The 19,236-nt window shown below is 44.7% G+C and carries 17 protein-coding genes; 9 read left to right on the forward strand and 8 right to left on the reverse strand.

Annotated elements, in window-relative coordinates; genetic code table 11:
• Nucleotides 1–789: 789 nt before the first annotated feature.
• From OCT63_RS16745 to hemC, 4 genes are read right to left on the reverse strand one after another with little or no spacing between them, the layout of a single operon-like run.
• On the reverse strand, nucleotides 790–1,971 hold the full coding sequence (locus OCT63_RS16745) for a heme biosynthesis protein HemY (protein ID WP_269984099.1): 1,182 nt from the start codon (nucleotides 1,969–1,971) through the stop codon (nucleotides 790–792).
• Nucleotides 1,971–3,197, reverse strand: a complete 1,227-nt coding sequence (locus OCT63_RS16750; RefSeq protein ID WP_161688407.1) for a uroporphyrinogen-III C-methyltransferase — start codon at nucleotides 3,195–3,197, stop codon at nucleotides 1,971–1,973. The genes OCT63_RS16745 and OCT63_RS16750 overlap by 1 nt, the downstream gene beginning before the upstream one ends.
• 19 nt (nucleotides 3,198–3,216) lie before the next feature.
• The gene (locus OCT63_RS16755) at nucleotides 3,217–3,945 is read right to left on the reverse strand and encodes a uroporphyrinogen-III synthase (RefSeq protein ID WP_269984100.1); all 729 of its coding nucleotides are present in this window, start codon (nucleotides 3,943–3,945) and stop codon (nucleotides 3,217–3,219) included.
• Between the two features lie 2 nt (nucleotides 3,946–3,947).
• Nucleotides 3,948–4,886: a hydroxymethylbilane synthase gene (hemC, locus tag OCT63_RS16760; RefSeq protein ID WP_060468854.1), complete on the reverse strand. Its 939-nt coding sequence runs from the start codon at nucleotides 4,884–4,886 to the stop codon at nucleotides 3,948–3,950.
• A gap of 343 nt (nucleotides 4,887–5,229) precedes the next feature.
• Between hemC and OCT63_RS16765 the strand changes: the two genes are divergently transcribed.
• A complete protein-coding gene (locus OCT63_RS16765; protein ID WP_060468853.1) occupies nucleotides 5,230–7,758 on the forward strand; it encodes a class I adenylate cyclase in 2,529 nt (842 codons plus the stop codon).
• Between the two features lie 69 nt (nucleotides 7,759–7,827).
• Here OCT63_RS16765 and cyaY read toward each other — a convergent pair whose 3' ends face one another.
• Nucleotides 7,828–8,142, reverse strand: a complete 315-nt coding sequence (cyaY, locus tag OCT63_RS16770; protein WP_017055547.1) for an iron donor protein CyaY — start codon at nucleotides 8,140–8,142, stop codon at nucleotides 7,828–7,830.
• A gap of 75 nt (nucleotides 8,143–8,217) precedes the next feature.
• Between cyaY and lptM the strand changes: the two genes are divergently transcribed.
• The 7 genes from lptM (at nucleotide 8,218) to OCT63_RS16805 (ending at nucleotide 15,505) form a co-directional block, all read left to right on the forward strand.
• A complete protein-coding gene (gene lptM, locus OCT63_RS21570; protein ID WP_416317307.1) occupies nucleotides 8,218–8,334 on the forward strand; it encodes an LPS translocon maturation chaperone LptM in 117 nt (38 codons plus the stop codon).
• 41 nt (nucleotides 8,335–8,375) lie between these two features.
• Nucleotides 8,376–9,629, forward strand: a complete 1,254-nt coding sequence (gene lysA / locus OCT63_RS16780) for a diaminopimelate decarboxylase (RefSeq protein ID WP_060468851.1) — start codon at nucleotides 8,376–8,378, stop codon at nucleotides 9,627–9,629.
• Nucleotides 9,630–9,640: 11 nt separating this feature from the next.
• Nucleotides 9,641–10,471, forward strand: coding sequence for a diaminopimelate epimerase (gene dapF, locus OCT63_RS16785; RefSeq protein ID WP_161675099.1), 831 nt, complete (start codon nucleotides 9,641–9,643; stop codon nucleotides 10,469–10,471).
• A gap of 45 nt (nucleotides 10,472–10,516) precedes the next feature.
• A complete protein-coding gene (locus tag OCT63_RS16790; protein ID WP_060468849.1) occupies nucleotides 10,517–11,215 on the forward strand; it encodes a DUF484 family protein in 699 nt (232 codons plus the stop codon).
• On the forward strand, nucleotides 11,184–12,116 hold the full coding sequence (gene xerC / locus OCT63_RS16795) for a tyrosine recombinase XerC (protein ID WP_029626866.1): 933 nt from the start codon (nucleotides 11,184–11,186) through the stop codon (nucleotides 12,114–12,116). The genes OCT63_RS16790 and xerC overlap by 32 nt, the downstream gene beginning before the upstream one ends.
• Before the next feature lie 13 nt (nucleotides 12,117–12,129).
• Nucleotides 12,130–12,846 (forward strand): 5-amino-6-(5-phospho-D-ribitylamino)uracil phosphatase YigB, encoded by a 717-nt coding sequence (yigB, locus tag OCT63_RS16800; RefSeq protein ID WP_060468847.1) that lies wholly within the window; start codon nucleotides 12,130–12,132, stop codon nucleotides 12,844–12,846.
• Nucleotides 12,847–13,006: 160 nt separating this feature from the next.
• The gene (locus OCT63_RS16805; protein ID WP_161688413.1) at nucleotides 13,007–15,505 is read left to right on the forward strand and encodes a bifunctional diguanylate cyclase/phosphodiesterase; all 2,499 of its coding nucleotides are present in this window, start codon (nucleotides 13,007–13,009) and stop codon (nucleotides 15,503–15,505) included.
• Nucleotides 15,506–15,640: 135 nt separating this feature from the next.
• Here OCT63_RS16805 and OCT63_RS16810 read toward each other — a convergent pair whose 3' ends face one another.
• Both OCT63_RS16810 and OCT63_RS16815 read right to left on the reverse strand, forming a co-directional pair.
• Nucleotides 15,641–16,237, reverse strand: a complete 597-nt coding sequence (locus OCT63_RS16810) for a tRNA-uridine aminocarboxypropyltransferase (RefSeq protein WP_269984101.1) — start codon at nucleotides 16,235–16,237, stop codon at nucleotides 15,641–15,643.
• A gap of 2 nt (nucleotides 16,238–16,239) precedes the next feature.
• A complete protein-coding gene (locus tag OCT63_RS16815; protein ID WP_269984102.1) occupies nucleotides 16,240–17,787 on the reverse strand; it encodes a COG3650 family protein in 1,548 nt (515 codons plus the stop codon).
• 39 nt (nucleotides 17,788–17,826) lie between these two features.
• On the opposite strand from OCT63_RS16815, the gene OCT63_RS16820 reads away from it, so the two are divergent.
• Nucleotides 17,827–18,294: an EVE domain-containing protein gene (locus tag OCT63_RS16820; RefSeq protein WP_269984103.1), complete on the forward strand. Its 468-nt coding sequence runs from the start codon at nucleotides 17,827–17,829 to the stop codon at nucleotides 18,292–18,294.
• 91 nt (nucleotides 18,295–18,385) lie between these two features.
• Here OCT63_RS16820 and OCT63_RS16825 read toward each other — a convergent pair whose 3' ends face one another.
• Nucleotides 18,386–19,213: a Cof-type HAD-IIB family hydrolase gene (locus tag OCT63_RS16825; protein WP_060468842.1), complete on the reverse strand. Its 828-nt coding sequence runs from the start codon at nucleotides 19,211–19,213 to the stop codon at nucleotides 18,386–18,388.
• Nucleotides 19,214–19,236: the final 23 nt, after the last annotated feature.

A 19,236-nucleotide genomic window follows, 5' to 3' on the forward strand; every position in this document is an offset into this window, starting at 1 on the left:
AGAAAAGCCCTGCTAGAAATAGCGGGGCTTTTTTGCGTTTAAATCTTAGTGTTTCGTCCTTAGACGAAAAGAGTCCCGAGGTAAACCCTCAACTATTTATCAGAAAACCTAGTCTTACGACTAGGCTTTCATCGTTCTGGCAATGATTTGTATGAGGTTGCTTACCTTCCATTCCCCTTGAACCTATTGAGATCAGAAAGCTCGATTACTCATTGTGATCTCTATGTCTTCAGGGTCTGATAACAAGTGAGCTTTATTTAATGAGTTGATCGTGACAAATTCTAGCGATGGTATTTAAGTAATATATATTCACTTTTATGAAGCAAGAGCTACTTGGATTGCTGACTCTATAGTTGGAAATGGATCGTCGAACTCTGAGTTCACACCTAATCTAAAATCTTCTTAGGTATTTGATCTTTCTCCGGTATAGCCCTAGTCAGGCTAGATGTTCGTATAGCGAATATTTGTCAGCTCTTATCGCTTCTAAATAGTTTGTTTTCTATTTAAACACTATCGCTAGAATTAGAGCTAAAGTCTCTCTAAGTTTCATTGGAGAGACCCTAATTGAATCATCTTATACAGCTCAACTCTTCTAGCTCTGAATTCGCACTTAAAGCTGCTTAATCGATTGGATTCGTTCCTCCGTGTGGTGTCTAGTCTAGTTCCTAGTGGGATATTTAAGCTTAAACTGAAGTTGATGAAAGGTCGTATAGTTGGAAGTTATCTAGGGCAAGCTGCAGATACAAAAAAGCCGATGCTTAGCATCGGCTTCATTTTAGGTGTACTAGATTAAGCTGGTTGAACTAGAGTGAGTGCCTTACGAGATACCTCGTGAGCTGCTTTGGTTAAGTTTTGCTTCTCTAGTGCATCTGACAGGTATCCGTAATCTGACACATTAGAGCGAAGTGCGAGTGCTTTTTCGAAGTGACTTTGCGCTTCTGCCCATTTTTGCTCTCTTAGGTAGAACTGAGCCAATGCACTGTGTGCTTCTGCATTGTTGCTATCTTTACTGATTGCGCGCTCTAGCATCACAACCACTGGATGGTGATCGGCTAGATTAAGTTCAGGAAGCAACATGTAGAGTTCATTTGAACCATTCTTTGCAATGTTCTCTTTTATCACAGTGAAGGCTTCAGAATCAGCTCTACGAGCGATCAGTTGCTTCACAAAGCAGGAAACAAGGTGAGAGCTTTGTTTTTGCTTTCTTGAAAGCTTATTCCAGTGGCTTATTAAGCCTTCGCTACCTTGTTGTTGTGCGACGTCGTGAAGCAAACCGCATTGTGCTTTTTGTTCTAGATCTCGTTGATCATCAGCAGTCATAAGTTTGTTTTTAACGAGCTTAGGCGTTAATTCTAACAGTGGCTGCCATAACTTAAGCTGTATGTAGGTGGCTTTTAGTAGGCCAAGTACTGCTGTGTTGTTAGGGTGCGAGCCTTTTAGGTTTGAGAGAGTATCGAATGCTGCTTCGTAGTTTGATTCACTGATTTGCTGTTTCGCTTTGGTTAGTTCAACAGCCAATAGAGAGTCGTCTTGTTGACTAGCAAGCTCGATGTACTTATCTCGCTCAGCCGTATTGCCTTGTTCATGCGCGGCTTGAGAAGCCACTAGGTAACAAAGCAGAGGCATGTCGTGGTGGTTAGCCCAACGAGTTACCTTCTTCTCTGCGCCTTTCCAATCTCCTTCAAGAAGTTTGATGATGCCTTCATTGGTATAGCGACGAGAGTGTTTCAGTTTACGAACGCTGAACCAGTTCCAAGTGGTTGAGCTCGCGTAAATAAGCTTTTTAAATAGGTATTCCAAGCCAAATAGTGCAGCTAAAAGGGCAATCACAAAGATAGCCATTGTTGTCACACTCATTTCAATCGTCTTATTAGCAATTGAAATCAGTACATAACCTTGTTGGCCAGAGAACTGTGTACCGACAAACAAACCTGCACCTAGAATGAGAAAAAGAAAAATCAAACGAATCATTATTTTTCCTCCGAGGTCATTACCGTTACCTCACGGCGTAGACGTTCGCGAATCACATCCGACAACTCATTTTGAGACTCAAGTTTTACTGGGTATTTAACCGAGATGTTCTGCTCACTTAACTGTTTAATCGCCTTTTCGAACTCGATTACTGAGTTGTTATCTTGGTTTAGGTATGATTTCGACCACTCGTTAGCTGTTTGCAGTGCAGCACTGTAGATATCGCCTTGTTCTTTATAGACTGCGCGAATGGCTGTCTCTAGTTTACCTTTGATATTTTCACGTAGGTAGAAGTGCTGCTCTGGTGATAATAGAGGAACGGCTTCTCCATCACGGCTACGGAAAGTGATGAAGTTTTCTGAGAAGTCTTTCATCGATGTCATCAGGTTATTCTGCCAATCATTAATATCTTGCGACACCGCCTTTTTCTCAACAACTGTCGCTTCAGGGAGAATCGCATTAGCAAGCGGTAGAATATCGACTTGTTGCTGTAGGCTTGTGATATGCAGAACTAAGCCGTCACGGTCGATGAGAGGAACAGTACGAAGCTTAGTAATGTCATTGGTCATGGATTGACGCAGAGACACTAAGCTAGGGTCATTCAGTGCGGCGATACGTTGATCGGCGCTTTCCATTAGTTTGGTTGCACTAACAACATCATGTTCTAGGAAGAGTTTACGGCCGGCAAGTTTTACGAGGTAATCGGCTTCGGCAAGTAACCAGTCGTTCGGGCGACGTCCTTTCACATCTGCAACCGCTAGTTGTAAGCTTTGAATACTCTGTTGTTGTTGGGTTTGTACAACCTGAGTTTTCTCTACTGCTTGCGATGCTTCTTGGATGGTCTCTTGCTTGATGGTTTGTAGGTCTTTATTTACTGCAGATTGGGTATTTTGTAGTTGCGCTTGAAGCGCTGCGATTTGAGCTGAATAATCTGCGCTCTTTTGTTGCATTTGAAAGGCAATGCCACCGCTGAAAAGAATAGAAATAGCGATCGCAATAGCGCCTAGTTTGACACCGCGCTTACCTTGCTTTTCCGCTTTCTCTATTTGGTCTTTATGTTCAGCTTGAGACTGCTCATTTTGAGTGGTGTTTGACGCAGAGGCATCAAGTTTTTGTTCGGGCTGTTTTGTCTCTGTAGATTCAGCTTTTTCGTCTTCAACAACGACTGGCTGAGTATCTTGTTTCTTTTCAGGTTCAATATGCTCATTATTTTTTTTGCTTGTCATGCTTATTTCCTGTTTCTAGCTAAGGCCGGAGAGCAGCCAGTAATATTTGGTTCGTAGCACTTTGAGTATTGGTCACATTGGAGAAGCCGAGCTGTTGTGCTCGTTCTGCTATGCGCTGGCTTGGGACAAATAGTTGTCTTGTTGAAAGCCAAGCCAAATACTCGTCAGGGGTTATTGAGCAGAGATACTCCAATTGTTCCTGACTAGTGATGACAACTTTAGATGTTTTTTTGTTTACCCATGTTTGATAGGTATTGTGGTCGTTAATAGGAATATATTCTCTACGGTAGGTCTCACAATAAGAGACTTGTGCACCTCTTTTGATTAAAGAATCCCTAATAAGCTCCCGCCCACCATTGCCACGCAGTATCAAAATGGATTTATTATTTACGCTATTAAGTTCAGCCAGTTTAAGAAGGTGTTCACTATCACTCACCTGAGGGTAGTTTACTTTTTGTTTGCAAGATTTGCTTAAAATATGCGCGGTTTTTTGACCGACGCCAAGATAAAGCGGCGAAGTTGGCCAAATAGAAGAGGTTTTCGAAAGGATGATCTGGGCAGCAGTCACTGCATGGTGACTGACTGCTATTACGATATCGCTGTTTTTGAGCTGAGAACCTAGGTTCTCGGCTAGGGTGCTATCAACGATTCGAATAAGCGGATGATGGATTGCTTGAATCCCTTCATCCGCAAGTTGTTGGCAAAGCGATTGCCCCTCAGAGCCGGGGCGAGTTACCAACACGGTCATGATTATTCTTGGTCTGCGTAGAGCTTGGTTAAGATTTCTCTCGCACCGTCATCTAGCAGTTGATTTGCTAGAGTAATGCCAAGCGCTTCAGCATCTTTACGAGAGCCTGAGATCTCGCCGCGAACCATTTTAGAGCCATCCGGCTCACCGACAAGTGCTCGCAGCCAAATGTTGTCGCCATCCAATAGTGAGTAGCTACCGATAGGAACCTGGCAACCACCTTCCAGAGTCAGGTTCATTGCACGTTCGCATAGCACACGATCAGCGGTGTCTTTGTCATTAAGTGGTTCAAGAAGTTTAATGAGTCGTTCGTCATCAAGGCGACACTCGATCCCTACCGCACCTTGTCCAACGGCAGGTAGAGATTGTTCGGGTGCGATGAAGCTACGGATGCGCTCTTCTAATTTTAGGCGTTTAAGACCAGCCGCTGCCAGTACGATAGCGTCATATTGTCCATTATCAAGTTTACCTAAACGAGTCCCCACGTTACCACGCAGTTCTTTAATGATTAGATCAGGACGGTATTCAAGTAATTGACACTGGCGACGCAGGCTACATGTACCAACGATAGCGCCTTGTGGTAGTTCGTCGATGTTGTTGTAGGTATTTGATACGAAAGCATCACGAGGATCTTCACGTTCACAGATAGTCACCAGACCTAGACCTTCAGGAAAGTCGACAGGGACATCTTTCATAGAATGAACGGCTAGGTCAGCACGACCCTCTAGCATTGCCACTTCGAGTTCTTTTACGAACAGCCCTTTACCACCGACTTTAGCAAGCGGGGTATCGAGGATGACGTCACCTTTGGTCACCATCGTTACCAACTCAACCTCTAAGCCAGGGTGAGCAGCTTGAAGAGCATCCCTTACAAAGTATGCCTGCCAAAGGGCAAGAGGGCTTTTTCTGGTGGCGATACGGATTGGTGCTGAATTTGTCATGGTGTTTCCGGTATAGGTTCTTTAATTGCTTAATCCTATCATTGTGAAAAGAAAATTTTTACTGTTTGATCATCCCATGCTTTGATAGCTGAGGGATTTTCATTAGTTCACCAAAATAGTGTGATTAGTATCTCATTTGAAACATGGGCTATTATTAGAAATAGTCAATAAAGAGGACACTACGGCGCCGTGAGTTTTACTTATTGTCATTAAGGAGTTGGTAGGCGAGACTGGTTCCTTTGCTTTACCATTAGAGGTAAAAGTGTTAAATTGATCACGTTTTGTTGCTTGTATCGCTTAGTAACTAAACAGAAGTGCATTTATCTTAAACCAAGGACTTACCTTGCAGGCTTACACTCAGACTTTGATTCAACGATTGGACAATCTAAACCAACAGCGCATTGATCGTGCGTTGGCGTTGATGACTTTGCAAGGTCAGCGAGTTTTCAACCTAATACCTGCACTGCTTCATTTTAATCATCCCATGATGCCTGGTTATTACGACGAGCAAGTTCCTTTTGGAATACGAAGCTTCACCTTAAACTCATTCCAAAAGCAATTTGTATCTGATACTGAATTAACGCTGGGTGGCAAACTCACCGAGGCTACTGAGCCTGCTATCCTGGGTCTGTACACCATGGGTAGCACTTCTTCTATTGGCCAAAGCACCTCTAGTGATCTCGATATTTGGGTCTGTGTTTCGTCGGATATGGATGGCGCGTCGCGTGATAGCCTGACGAATAAATGTCTGCTTATTACGGACTGGGCTGAAACCTTAGGCATTGAAGCTAACTTTTTCCTGATGGACGAAGAGCGTTTCCGTTCGAATCATTCTGAAGAGATGACTGGTGATAATTGTGGTTCGTCTCAGCACCTATTATTACTTGATGAATTTTATCGTTCTGCGGTTCGTTTGGCTGGTCAACGCCTGTTATGGCAAATCATTCCGCCAGAAATGGAGGAGTGCTATGACGAGTATGTTCAAGGCTTATGTCAGGGTGGGGCTCTTGATTGTTCGCAGTGGATTGATTTCGGTAAGTTGAATAGCATCCCTGCTGAAGAGTATTTTGGCTCCAACTTGTGGCAACTGTATAAGAGTATCGACTCACCGTATAAATCGGTGTTGAAGGCGATCTTGTTAGAAGCTTACTCTTGGGAATACCCAAATACACAACTTCTAAGTATTGATACCAAGCGTCGCTTTTTTACGGATGAACCTGATCTCTATGGTATGGATAGTTACTATCTGATGCTCGAGAAGGTGACTCGTTACCTAGAGCGGATAAACGATCATATTCGACTGGATCTAGTGAGACGCTGTTTCTACCTGAAAACCCATGAGAAACTGTCACGTGAAGCGGGTATGGGATCTGTGGCGTGGCGTCGTGAAGCTTTGACTGAGATGACAACATCTTGGAATTGGGGGAATGAAATCATTGCAGAGCTCGATAACCGCCGTAACTGGAAGGTTGAGCAGGTCAAAGTTGTGCACCATGCACTGCTTGATGCATTGATGCTGAGCTATCGTAATCTGATTCAGTTTGCTCGTCGTAATAACATTACTTCAGCGATTAGCCCACAAGATATCAGTATCTTAGCTCGTAAGCTTTATGCGGCTTTTGAAGTGTTACCAGGTAAAGTGACGTTATTGAACCCACAAATCTCACCGGATCTCCATGAGCCGGATTTGAGCTTTATTGAGGTTCGCCAAGGCCAAGCTAACAAGGCCGGTTGGTATCTGTACAAACAACCATTGATTGCCCATCGAATCCTTGGGCAGCCATCGCTCGAGCACCATGAGTACTTGAGTAAGTTGGTGGCTTGGTCATTCTTTAATGGTTTAATTACGGAATCAACTCGTTTGCATTCTGTCGTTCGTGATGCTCATATTGATATTGATAAGTTCTATCAAATGGTGAGTGATCTGCGTAATACCTTCTCGTTGCATAAGCGTCGTCCAAGCATGCAAGCGCTCGCGAGTCCGTGTGAGATAAGCCAACTGGCGATGTTCATCAACTTCGAAAATGACCCAACTTCGGAGTTAACAGGTCGTGCATTAAAAGTGGATGTGAAGAACGCTGATATTTTCAGTTTTGGAGAAGAAGGTAAGAGCTTAGTCGGCAGTGTTGATTTGGTTTATCGAAACTCTTGGCATGAAGTGCGTACACTTCATTTCCAAGGTGATACTGCAATGCTAGATGCTTTGAAAACGGTACTTGGCAAAATGCACCAAGATGCCTTGCCGCCAGAGTCTGTTGATGTTTTCTGCTACAGTAAAAATTTGCGCGGTGTGATGCGTAACACGGTTTATCAATTACTGGCTGAGTGTATTGATTTACGCTTGAAACCGATCGAACCAGAGAAACGTCGTCGCTTTAAGGCGATCCGCTTAGCGAACAAGATGTTCGGTTTGTTCTTCGAACGTCGTGGAGTATCGGTACAAATGCTCGAAAATTCGGTTGATTTCTATCGTAGTATTTCAACGAATAAGTTGAAGGGCTCACCGCTATTGATGCTCGATAAGGAACAAGAATACCAACTACCAGAAGTGGTGGATGGTTTTGCGAGTGAAGGTTTAATTCAATTTTTCTTTGAAGATACGGATAAAGGTTTCAATATTTACGTATTGGATGAATCTAATCAAATTGAGGCTTACCACCAATACAATGGTGAGAAAGATGAGATGATTGCGAGCGTGAACTCTTTCTATACCTCGGTAAAAGATGAGACAAAGGTGTCATCTAAGTTGATTAATTTCAATCTACCTCAGTATTACCAAATTGTTCATCCGGAAGAAGGCAGTTCTTATGTTGTGCCTTATCGCAACGATGCTATTTTGTCTTCGCGGAGTTCGAAGATAGTAAATATTTAGGTTTATATCAGCGGGTAGATATTAAAAAGGAGTGATTGATTCACTCCTTTTAGTTTTTCTTACAAATGATTAAACCCAATCAATTTCTTCACCTGCGTGTTTCACGCATTCTTCTTTAACCATCTCAAACAGTTCCATACCAGTCTTTGAGCATGTCCACTTGTCGCCAACTAACTTGAAGTGAAAGCCTCCTGATTTCGACGCCAACCAGACCTCATGCATTGGTTCCTGGCGATTGATGATGATCTGGCTGCGGTCTTCAAATTCCAGCGTCATCACGTTGCCTGTCACTTCGTAATCAACATCTGCCTCTGATTCATCGATGGCTTCTTCGATGTTTTGCATCTGTATATCGACCAGTTGATGAAATTCAGTATCGTTCATCCTTTCTATCCTATTGCTTTTCCTGAGTGTGGTGCGATTATAGGGGGCATTGAGTTAATAATCACGATATGCAAAATGAAAAAATTAATTACCGCTCTGTTTATGGTGTCCGTTATTGGACTTTCTGGTTGTGGTCAAACAGGTCCGTTGTACGATCCTGATGAAGTACAACAGGTAGAACAATCAGAATAAGTGAAACACGCAGAAATCGTTATTTATAAGGGATAAGAACTTTGGATTACTTCAACTATCAGGAAGATGGCCAGCTTTGGGCTGAGGACGTCGCACTTTCACAACTCGCAGAGCAATATGGTACACCGCTGTATGTATATTCTCGTGCAACATTAGAACGCCACTGGAACGCGTTCGATTCATCAGTTGGTGAGCATCCGCACTTGGTGTGTTATGCCGTTAAAGCTAACTCAAACCTTGGTGTATTGAATACTTTAGCTCGCTTGGGTTCTGGTTTTGATATCGTTTCTGGCGGTGAGTTAGAGCGTGTGATTGCTGCCGGTGGCGATCCGGCGAAAGTTGTGTTCTCTGGGGTCGGCAAAACAGCCGCTGAAATGAAGCGTGCGCTTGAGTTGAACATTAAGTGTTTCAACGTAGAGTCTGAACCAGAACTCGAACGGTTAAATAAAGTGGCGGGCGAATTGGGTGTTAAAGCGCCTATTTCACTGCGTATCAACCCAGATGTTGATGCCAACACTCACCCTTATATTTCTACTGGTTTGCGTGATAACAAATTTGGCATTGCTTTCGATCGTGCTCCTGCCGTGTACGCTTTTGCACAAACACTCGATAACTTATCTATCCATGGTATCGATTGTCATATTGGCTCTCAGTTAACGGATCTCGAACCATTCATCGATGCAACAGACCGTCTGCTTGCACTTATCGATCAACTGCGAACTGATGGTATTAATATCAAGCACCTCGATGTAGGTGGTGGTTTGGGTGTGGTTTATCGCGATGAATTGCCACCACAACCTTCCGATTATGCGAAAGCTTTGCTTGCTCGATTAGAAAATCATTCTGATCTAGAGCTGATTTTCGAGCCAGGAAGAGCGATTGCGGCGAACGCTGGTGTATTATTAACAAAAGTTGAGTTCCTGAAGCCAACAGAACATAAGAATTTTGCCATCATCGATGCAGCAATGAACGACCTAATGCGTCCCGCGCTTTATCAAGCATGGCAGGATATTGTGCCAGTGAGCCCACGTCAGGGTGAGGCTGTGACCTATGATTTGGTTGGCCCTATTTGTGAAACGGGTGACTTCCTAGGTAAAGATCGTGACCTTGTTCTTGAAGAAGGTGACTTACTAGCAGTTCGCTCCGCTGGTGCTTATGGCTTCGCGATGTCATCTAACTACAACACTCGTTCGCGTGCGGCTGAAGTGATGGTTGATGGCGATAAAACTCATTTGGTTCGTCAGCGTGAAGAGCTTACGAGTCTGTGGGAACTTGAAAACATTCTTCCGGAGTAATTTTAAGCGTTATGCACTTCCACTTTTCTAAAATGCATGGTTTGGGCAATGATTTCATGGTCGTGGACTGCATTACTCAAAATATCTTCTTTTCTCCAGATTTGATCCGTCGTTTGGCGGACCGTCACACTGGTGTGGGCTTTGATCAACTGCTTGTGGTTGAGGCTCCTTATGATCCAGAAACTGATTTCCATTACCGCATATTTAATGCGGATGGCAGTGAAGTGGAACAGTGTGGTAATGGTGCTCGTTGCTTTGCACGATTCGTTCGAATGAAAGGTTTAACGAATAGGTACAGCATCAACGTGAGCACCAAGAAAGGTAAAATGGCTCTTAAGATTGAGGATAATGACCAGATCACCGTCAATATGGGTGTGCCTGAGTTCGAACCTAGCAAGATTCCCTTTAAGGCAAAGCAGTCAGAGAAGACGTATATCCTAAGAACGGACGAGCACACTTTATTCTGCGGCGCTGTGAGTATGGGTAACCCACATGTCGTCACGGTTGTTGATGATGTGGACACTGCTGATGTTGAAACGCTAGGTCCACTTCTTGAATCACATGAACGTTTCCCTGAGCGTGTGAATGCTGGCTTTATGCAAGTGGTTAACCGTGAAGAGGTTCGCTTACGTGTTTACGAACGTGGTGCAGGTGAAACTCAAGCATGTGGCAGCGGTGCATGTGGCGCGGTTGCGGTTGGTATCATTCAAGGCTTGCTGGCTGAGAATGTGAAGGTTCGTTTACCTGGCGGTGACTTACACATTAGTTGGCAAGGCCCGGGTAAGCCTCTGTTTATGACAGGCCCTGCAACACATGTGTTTGATGGTCAACTTTCTTGTTAATAACGATTCATCACAAATAGATTCATAAAACATAAAGGATAGGTTTTGTCTTACGTTGAAGCCGACGCACTCACCGCAGAAGTGGTCGCGGAATATTTACGTGATAACCCAGATTTTTTTCAAGATAGGAAAGATTTGGTCGATCGCCTTGCTATCAATAATGTTGAGCAGGGCGCTGTTTCCTTAGTTGAAGTCCAGCTAAAACGACAACGTCATAGAATCGAAGAGCTCGAAGAAGAGATCACTGGCCTGATGTCGCTGGCGGCGAATAACGATAAAACTTTCTATGAGTTTATGGATCTTCAAGTCCAAGTACTGAAGTGCAACGACTTCATGCAGGTGATTAAAACCGTTGAACAGAAGGCATTGGATCTAGGTCTTAAAGCTTATATTCGAGTGCTTTCTCAAACTGGTTTCTATCAGCTTAATGAAGAGCGTTATTCGAAGTTTTGTTGGAATCATTTTAACGGTAAAGATGCTTATCTAGGGCGCTTGAGAAAAGCAGACAGACAAGATTTGTTTGGTAATTTTCAAGTACCAGAGCTAGGCTCTTATGTAGTACTACCACTTGCTAAGCAGTCTCCGTTGGGGTTGCTCGCCTTCTCTAGTGAAGATGGTGGTCATTTCCAACCGTATATGGATACGCTATTTTTACGCCATTTAGCGCTTGTCGTTGCGCATTTGGCGGACACCTTACCTTGGCAGATAAATAATGAGCCTAGAGCCCAAAGCACCTCTTCCTAATCGTCTTCAAACTCCACTTTCTCGCTTTTATGAGTACCTTAGAAGCGAGAAGGGGCTTAGCCTACACACTCAACGTAATTACAAACAACAGCTTGAAACTATGGCCGCACACTTGGTCACCCTCGGGCTGAAAGATTGGGGGCAAGTGGACGCGGCGTGGGTAAGACAACTTGCCAGTAAAGGCATGCGTGAGGGGATGAAAGCGAGCAGTATCGCAACACGCTTGTCTTCACTACGTAGCTTCTTTGATTTCCTTGTGTTGCGTGGCGAAATGACCGCCAACCCTGCCAAAGGGGTCTCAGCACCTCGCAAGCAGCGCCCTCTACCCAAAAACCTCGATGTCGACGAGGTTGGTCAGTTGCTTGAAGTGAGTGGAGACGACCCATTATCGATTCGTGACCGAGCTATGATGGAAGTGATGTATGGTGCGGGGTTACGATTGGCGGAGTTGGTCAGCATCAATCTAAAAGATGTGTTGGGTCGACAGGGTGAAATTCGCGTGGTTGGTAAGGGCGACAAAGAACGCAAAGCGCCTTTTTCTGGTTTGGCTAAAGAGTGGGTCGACAAATGGCTAAAAGTACGCGGTGACTTAGCTTCACCGGGTGAAAACGCTTTGTTTGTCTCTAAGTTAGGAACGCGCATCTCTCACCGTAGTGTACAAAAACGTATGGAAGATTGGGGTAAGAAGCAATCTGTGGCGAGCCACATAAGCCCTCATAAACTTCGCCACTCGTTTGCAACGCATGTGCTTGAGTCTAGCCAGAACCTTCGAGCTGTCCAAGAGCTGTTGGGGCACGAAAATATCTCGACTACTCAAGTTTATACCCACTTAGACTTCCAACACTTAGCCCAAGCGTACGATCAAGCTCACCCAAGAGCACGTAAGAAGAACAAAGGTTAGATAAGGGTTTACTATGCGAATTTATCGAGGGTTGAAGACCATCAAAGCGATGACCTTTGACTTGGATGACACCTTGTATGATAACTGGCCTGTGATAATGAAAGTAGAAAAAGAGATGGCGCAATGGTTGAATCAAAAACATCCGGTGTCGGCTTCTTTATCACAAGAAGAATGGCAGGGGGTGAAACAACAGGTCGCTGCTGAAAACCCCAATTTAAAGCACGATGTCACCGTATGGCGCGAGACTCAGATTAAGGTCGGCTTACTGCAGTTGGGTTATTCACAGCAGCAAGCAGAGCAGGCGGCTCGTGAAGGTATCGAACATGCATTATGGCTACGTAATCAAGTCGATGTCCCTCAAGAAACGCATCGAGTGATGACAGAACTTAGCCAACGTATTCCTTTGGTTGCGATTACTAATGGTAATGTGGATCCTCATCAAATCGGTTTGGGGCAGTACTTTCAACGAATCCTTAAAGCTGGCCCTGATGGCAGAGCTAAACCTTACCCAGATATGTTTGATAAAGCCCAACGAGACTTAGCGTGTGATGCTGAGAACATTCTTCATGTTGGCGATCATCTTAGAACCGACGTCTACGGTGCGAAGCGAAGTGGTTTCCAAGCATGCTGGTTTAATGACATTGGTTCCAGTTTATACCTATCTCCTAAGGCAAGAGTGCTACCTGATGTTGAAATAGACCAACTTAGCGATCTCGTGCGACTGATTTAACCGCTACTGTAAGCTCATTACGCCGCATTTATAATATGAATAGCTAGATTAGTCGCTATTCAAACTTGGTTTAGACTAGGCTTATTGGTGCGGCGTTATTCGCGATTCATTTCAGTCATAGCAGGTTATTCACTTTACTCGATTTGGAACAAGGGTTGGCATGCAAACATTTACATTTCTCGCACACACTGAGGAGTTATTCAAATCTCAATTCGATCAGCGAGAGTGGTGTGACAATAAGCAATACCTTATTCAACTTTTCTCAGATCAATCCTCTGATGTTGCTCGTGGTATTGCGAGTGTCGCCTTAAATCATTTAAACCGTGCCACTTTAATCGGGCAGAGTGCTCGTCATGTGATCTGTGATAACACTCTCAAGAGTGCATGTACCTTAGTCATTATCAGTGAATTTAACGAAACAAATTTAACCTCTACCGTTCAGCCTTTTACGGGCAACCTCAATCATGACAGCCAAGTACTGGCTTCCCAGTTGGAGCTATCTAAAGATACCAAAGCGGTGATAAGCCTGTGCGATCAGATTGAAGGTCGCGATTACCCTATCTATAGTGCTTTTGAAAACCTACCTTACGTATTCCCCATTGCTGGTGGGTTGTGTCAGGAAAGCGAATTTGGGCGTTGGGTTTTACATAACGAACAGACCTACCAACACGCTTGCGTAGCAGTGGCTTTGACTAACCCCAAACTGAAGGTGTGGTCGGATGCGTACTCTGAGTGGAATCCGATTGGGGTAAAATTGAGAGTGACTCACGCGGTGGGAAATCGCTTATATTCGCTGAATGACAAACCAGCTATCGACGTTTTCAAATATTATCTTGCTGATGGAAAAGACCTGCCTTTTAGCCAGTTGATGAGTTTTCCGCTCTATCGAGAGTTAGGCAGAAAGAAGGAAATCTCGACACCGCGGCGCATTAATGATGATGGCAGTATTGAGTTTGATAGCCCTTGGCATACCGGAGAGGAAGCGCAGTTTTGTTATAATCACCCATCTTTGAGCGCAGAAAAAGTTCGTCATGGTGCAGAGGTACTTGCTATGCATCAACCTGAATCTGTGATCATTTATAACTGTGTCTCTCGGCTGGAATTTATTGATAGTAAGCTTGAGTTGAAGCCATTTGAGGGGATAGTGGATGCGTGCGGTGCATACTGTATGGGGGAGTTATATCGTAATGAAGATCGCCAAGAGATACTTCACCACAGCCTCACCTACATTGCGATGCGCGAGTCGGACGAAATCAAAGAGTTTCACAGTGAAGATTTTCAGTGTGGCTCAACGGTGTCGCCACTGCTTAATCTTGTCAGAAACGCAGTCGCCGATCTCGATAGCGTGAACACTCAGATGGAGAAAAAACTTCACCTACAGGCTCGAAAATTAACGGAAAGCTATCGGATTGATTCTCGTACTGGCTTACCGAATCGTATTGTACTAAAAGAACGCCTCAATACGATTACTCTCACTGAACATTTGCTGACACTCAAGTTAACCAACTTTCATCAGGTTAACGAAAAATATGGTTACCAAGTAGGGGACCAGTTGTTACTCGATTTGTCCAATCACTTTGTTGAGCGATTGCAGCTTCGTGTGGGTAAGGCGTCTCAATTAAAAGTAGAACTTTTCAGTATTGGGGTTGGCGAATGGGCGATCATCTTTAATGCGCGCGTTGATAGCGTGAAGATAGAGCAAGGTTTCATTGAATTTGCTGATGATATTGAACACATTAATTTTGAGCCGTATGGATTAACCGATATTGATTACCTGTCGGTTTCTCTGTGTGGTGGTTTCGCCAGTCGTTGCGACTTCTTAACCGACACGGGCGATGAGATTTTGTTAAAAGCGATTGAAGCTCGACGTTATGGGGTGCGTAACAATACCCATATTACTAACGCCAAAGACATTCAAGTCAGTGAAGAAGATCGTAAGGAACAACTAGGTTGGTTGAGTTGCGTAAGCCGAGCGATCTTAGATCAGAATATTATCACTTACTCACAACCTATTGTGGCATCGGGCACTCACGAAATGATTGGCCAAGAGTGTTTGGTCAGAATCATGGAATCAGATGGTACTATTGTCCCACCAGGTAAGTTTCTACCTATGATTGCTGATACGCATCTCTATACTCGACTTAGCCGACACATGATTAAGAATACAATAGGTTATATGGCGGATAAGCAGAGCCCGTTCTCGATCAACCTTTCCCCACAAGACTTGTTGAGTGATAAGACACTTGAGGTTCTCGAGGCTGCCATCTGTGACATCAACGATCCCACGAGACTTGGTTTAGAAGTTCTCGAGTCAGAACAGATCAAAGATTATGGCCGAATGATTGAGGTGTGTGACCACTTCCGGGCTCTCGGGGCGAGAATCATTGTTGATGATTTTGGCTCTGGCTATTCCAACATTGATGAGATCATAAAGCTTGAACCACAGATTATTAAGCTTGACGGTAGTCTGATTCGCAATATCGATAAAGATAAGAAGCAACGTAAGATAGCTCAACAACTCGTCAGTCTGTGTCATATCTTAAACGCTAAGACGGTAGCGGAGTTCGTTCATAATGAACAGGTATGTCGAATAGCAGAGGAGATGGGGGTTGATTACTTGCAGGGTTACCACTTTGGTGAACCCCAGCGTCTGTTTTGATGGGGCGATTGACGTAGTAGATCGTTTCACGTGAAACATTAATTGGTTCAATAGATTAAAGTACGATGTAAAAAAGGGTGAGCTTATGGATCACCCTTTTGGATCACGCTACTTATCTCAAGCCTCTGTACTTAACTATTTGAGTAAGTGACCACACTTATCCGCTTGGAATACTTTGAGGTAATGTTGGTAGTAATCGTCAATCAGCCTTGCAGGCTCTTCTTCACCTAGTGCTCTGAGCAGTTCGACACCTACCTCACAAGTACATAGATGACCGCTGTCTTGATTGCGGCGTAGGGTATAGGAGGATTCGCTGGTAATATCGAGATGAACCTGAGGAATGGTTTTTAACCACGGGCTCTTGTTGAGCATCTTCTTCGCTTCTTGCCATGTGCCATCCAAGATGATGAATAACGGTTTTTGGTCATTAGCTTCGTTCAATACCGCTTGCTGACACTCCATACTCTCTTCACTTGGGAACAACAGAAAAGGCTGTCGTGTTTCATCTTCAAGTAATGTTATCAACTCGGCTGGTGGCATTTTTCTTTGCCACACGAACGACTCGCACTGCTTAAGCGATTGTTGCAGCAGCTTCCCGGTATTGGTGTCGCGCGACAGTTCATTCTCATGAGTCAGCAGTACAAGATCAGTTTGGCTTTCGACACTTGGTATACGATGACAAATACATTGATGAGTGAAGCCACAACCACCGCAAGCTTGTTGATTACTCATGGTTATAGCTTAACTCCGCTTTGTGCTGGTGAGACGCCATCAGCAAATAACACCACGTCGCTGATGTCAGCGTCATCGGCGACTGGCGCGACGCTTGGGTTGAGTGGGTAGCTAACCCCAGTGTAAGACAGAGTGTGTTTCGCGGGTTCTGCTCCGCCGCCGCTGACATTGAAGATCAGATCTTGCCAACCGTGGTTTTGTGATTTACCTAAGCGTATGTCGCCCTTAACCAATGTTACTCGACTATTGAAGCGCCAGTTATCTTGATGATTCTCAAAAATAAGCAGTGTACAGCCACCAGAGCCACACCAATCGAGCTGGGCAAACAGTTCTTCTTTACCATCGCCATTTAAGTCGTAGGTTAACCAGCGATACTTAGTATTGTCTGGTGAGGTGTTATTGATCTTAAAGTATTCGCGGATCGCTTGGTCGACTTTTGGATCAAGTTGATCACTTGAGTTAATCTGCTTTGCAGCTAGATCAACGTTTGTGGTCGCGTTCACTTGCGCCTGCTTGCTTTTGGCTTCAAACAATACCAGCCCACCATTGGCTATCGGGTAGACGACATTGCCTACTTTCTCTTTCTCAGCGACCAGCTTACCGTTATCGAGCGTGAAGATACGCTCAGAGAGCAGGTATTGTTGCTGGTGGCGAGTCATCACTACTTGAACCTGATTTTGGTTGAGTTGCTGCCAGAAGCCTTGTTCAACAATCGAAGGGTCACCATTGCTGTACGAGTAAGTCGTGATTGCGCTGTGGTCATCGTTGAGTTCTAGGTTGATAGAGAACCCTGAGTTTTGGGTTGAGCTTGCGAAGTAGAGTCCGCTCCAGTCCAGCGTAGGATCTTGGTTAGATACTGTTGCACAGCCGTTGTACTTGCTGTCATTAAGGTTGAGTTTCGCTTCCCAGCCATAGATAGAGTCGCTCATGCCATCGCTACAGCTCTCTTTCGTCAGGTTGAGTTCGCCTTGCGCTGATTGACCTTCTAGTTGGTAGTCACGAGTGCTTGGTGTGGTGCGGCTTGATTTGATATTGAGTCGCTGTGGCTGTTCGCCCATCTTGGTGTATTTGAGTTGGTCTTTATCAAAAGTCGCTGACCAGAATGGTTCATTGCCGAACACACGAGTAGAGCGCAAGGGTTGGTCACAGCGATCAGGGTTCTCTGCGGTTAGGATATTGACTTGGTCAACCACGAAGCGCGCGGTGAAGTCGGCATTATATCCAGTTTGGCTTGGTACCGTTAGGTGACCGATGAGCTCACCATACAAGGCTTGATAAGGTCTGGTTGCTAAGCCTTGAGCCTCGAGTGCTAGCTCTGGCGATAAGTCTAACCAGTATTGTTGCTGGCTACCGCAAGGGATGAAGGTTCGGCTCTCATGGCCAACCACAACCTGACCACGCATGATGAAGGTTTGCGGCTGAATGCTGAGTGGCTCATCTAAGGTTGCTGGTGGAACAACTTCAGGTTGTTGCGGCGTATCTGGCGCCGTTACGCAACCTTGTAGCGCGAATGCGACTAGCCATGTCACTGGGTTTTTCATTACCTTCATGTTATATCTTCCTCGAAGCAACCGTTAATTGGATTTATTATGGCATATTGGTTATTTAAAACAGAACCCGACACCTTTTCTATTCAAACTCTTAGGGTACAAAAAACCTCTTGTTGGGAGGGGGTACGCAACTATCAGGCTCGAAACATGATGCGTGATGACGCCAAACTTGGAGATCTGGTGATGATATACCATTCATCATGTAAAAAAGTTGGCGTAGCGGGGATCGCGAAAGTAACCAGAGAAGCCTACCCAGACCATTTTCAATTCGATCCCGAGAGTGATTACTACGATCCTAAATCTTCACCAGACAACCCGCGCTGGATTATGGTGGATGTCGAGTTTGTGCGAGTAACTGAGCGATTGATTCCTTTAGCAACCTTGAAAGCCATGCCAGAGCTATCGGAGATGCCGCTGGTGAAGCGCGGTAATCGCTTATCCATCATGCCTGTTACCGAACAGGAGTGGCAGGCTATTTTAAGTAAAGAAGTACTCAGTTCTCGTTAACGTTAGAGGAAGGTTTTAGCGTAAGGTTCAAAAAAGCAGCCAGTGGCTGCTTTTTTATTTACTCAGATGGCTTCGATTAGACCAGGCTAGATTAAAGCAGGTGTTTTTCTAAGTAGTGAGCAACCGCATCGTCTGCGTTGCTACCAATCACTTCATTGTCTGGCAGGGCTTTCATCACTTTCTCATGCGATGTGCCCATGATCAGGCCTTTACCCGCCATAGCCAGCATCTCAGCATCGTTCATGCCATCACCAAAGGCAATGCAGTTATCCAGTGTCAGGTTCAGAGATTTCGCGACAGCGTCTAACGCATGGCCTTTCGATACTTCTGCTGCCATCACTTCTAGACACCAAGGCGTTGAAAAAGCGATGTTCAGTTTGTCGCCAAACGTATCTCTTAGCTTTTGCTCAAACGTCACTAGGTATTCATGGTCTTGCTCTGGGTGTGTGAAGAAGACTTTCGCAATGCCGTCACTTGGTGCGTTATCCGCTTCGAAGCGCTTGTAGCTAAAGCCAGACTCACTGTGAAATTTAGCCAGCATCTCATCTTCACGATCCAGCAGCCAATCTTCATCTTGGTACATGTGAACAAAGATGTTTGGATCTTGACGAACAATATCAATAACCGGTTGTACTAATTCCTGAGGCACGTTCTGGCTATACATTAGTTGATCATTCTGGTCGTGCACACGTGCACCGTTTGAAGTGATCATATAGGCCGGAATCCCAGCGATCTCACGAATACCTGCCACATCGACATGGTGGCGACCTGTTGCGAAGATAAAGGTATAACCTTGGTCGTGTAACTTCGTGAGTGTTTGTTTAGTAAAATCGCTGAGCTGATGATCAGGTGCTAGTAGCGTACCATCTAAATCAGAGGCAACGATTTTCACGGAATCTTTTAGTGCAGGAATAGTCATTTAACCCTCATTGCAAAATGTTT

Origin of the sequence: Vibrio sp. RW (assembly GCF_027587105.1) — a bacterium.
GTDB lineage: Bacteria > Pseudomonadota > Gammaproteobacteria > Enterobacterales > Vibrionaceae > Vibrio > Vibrio toranzoniae.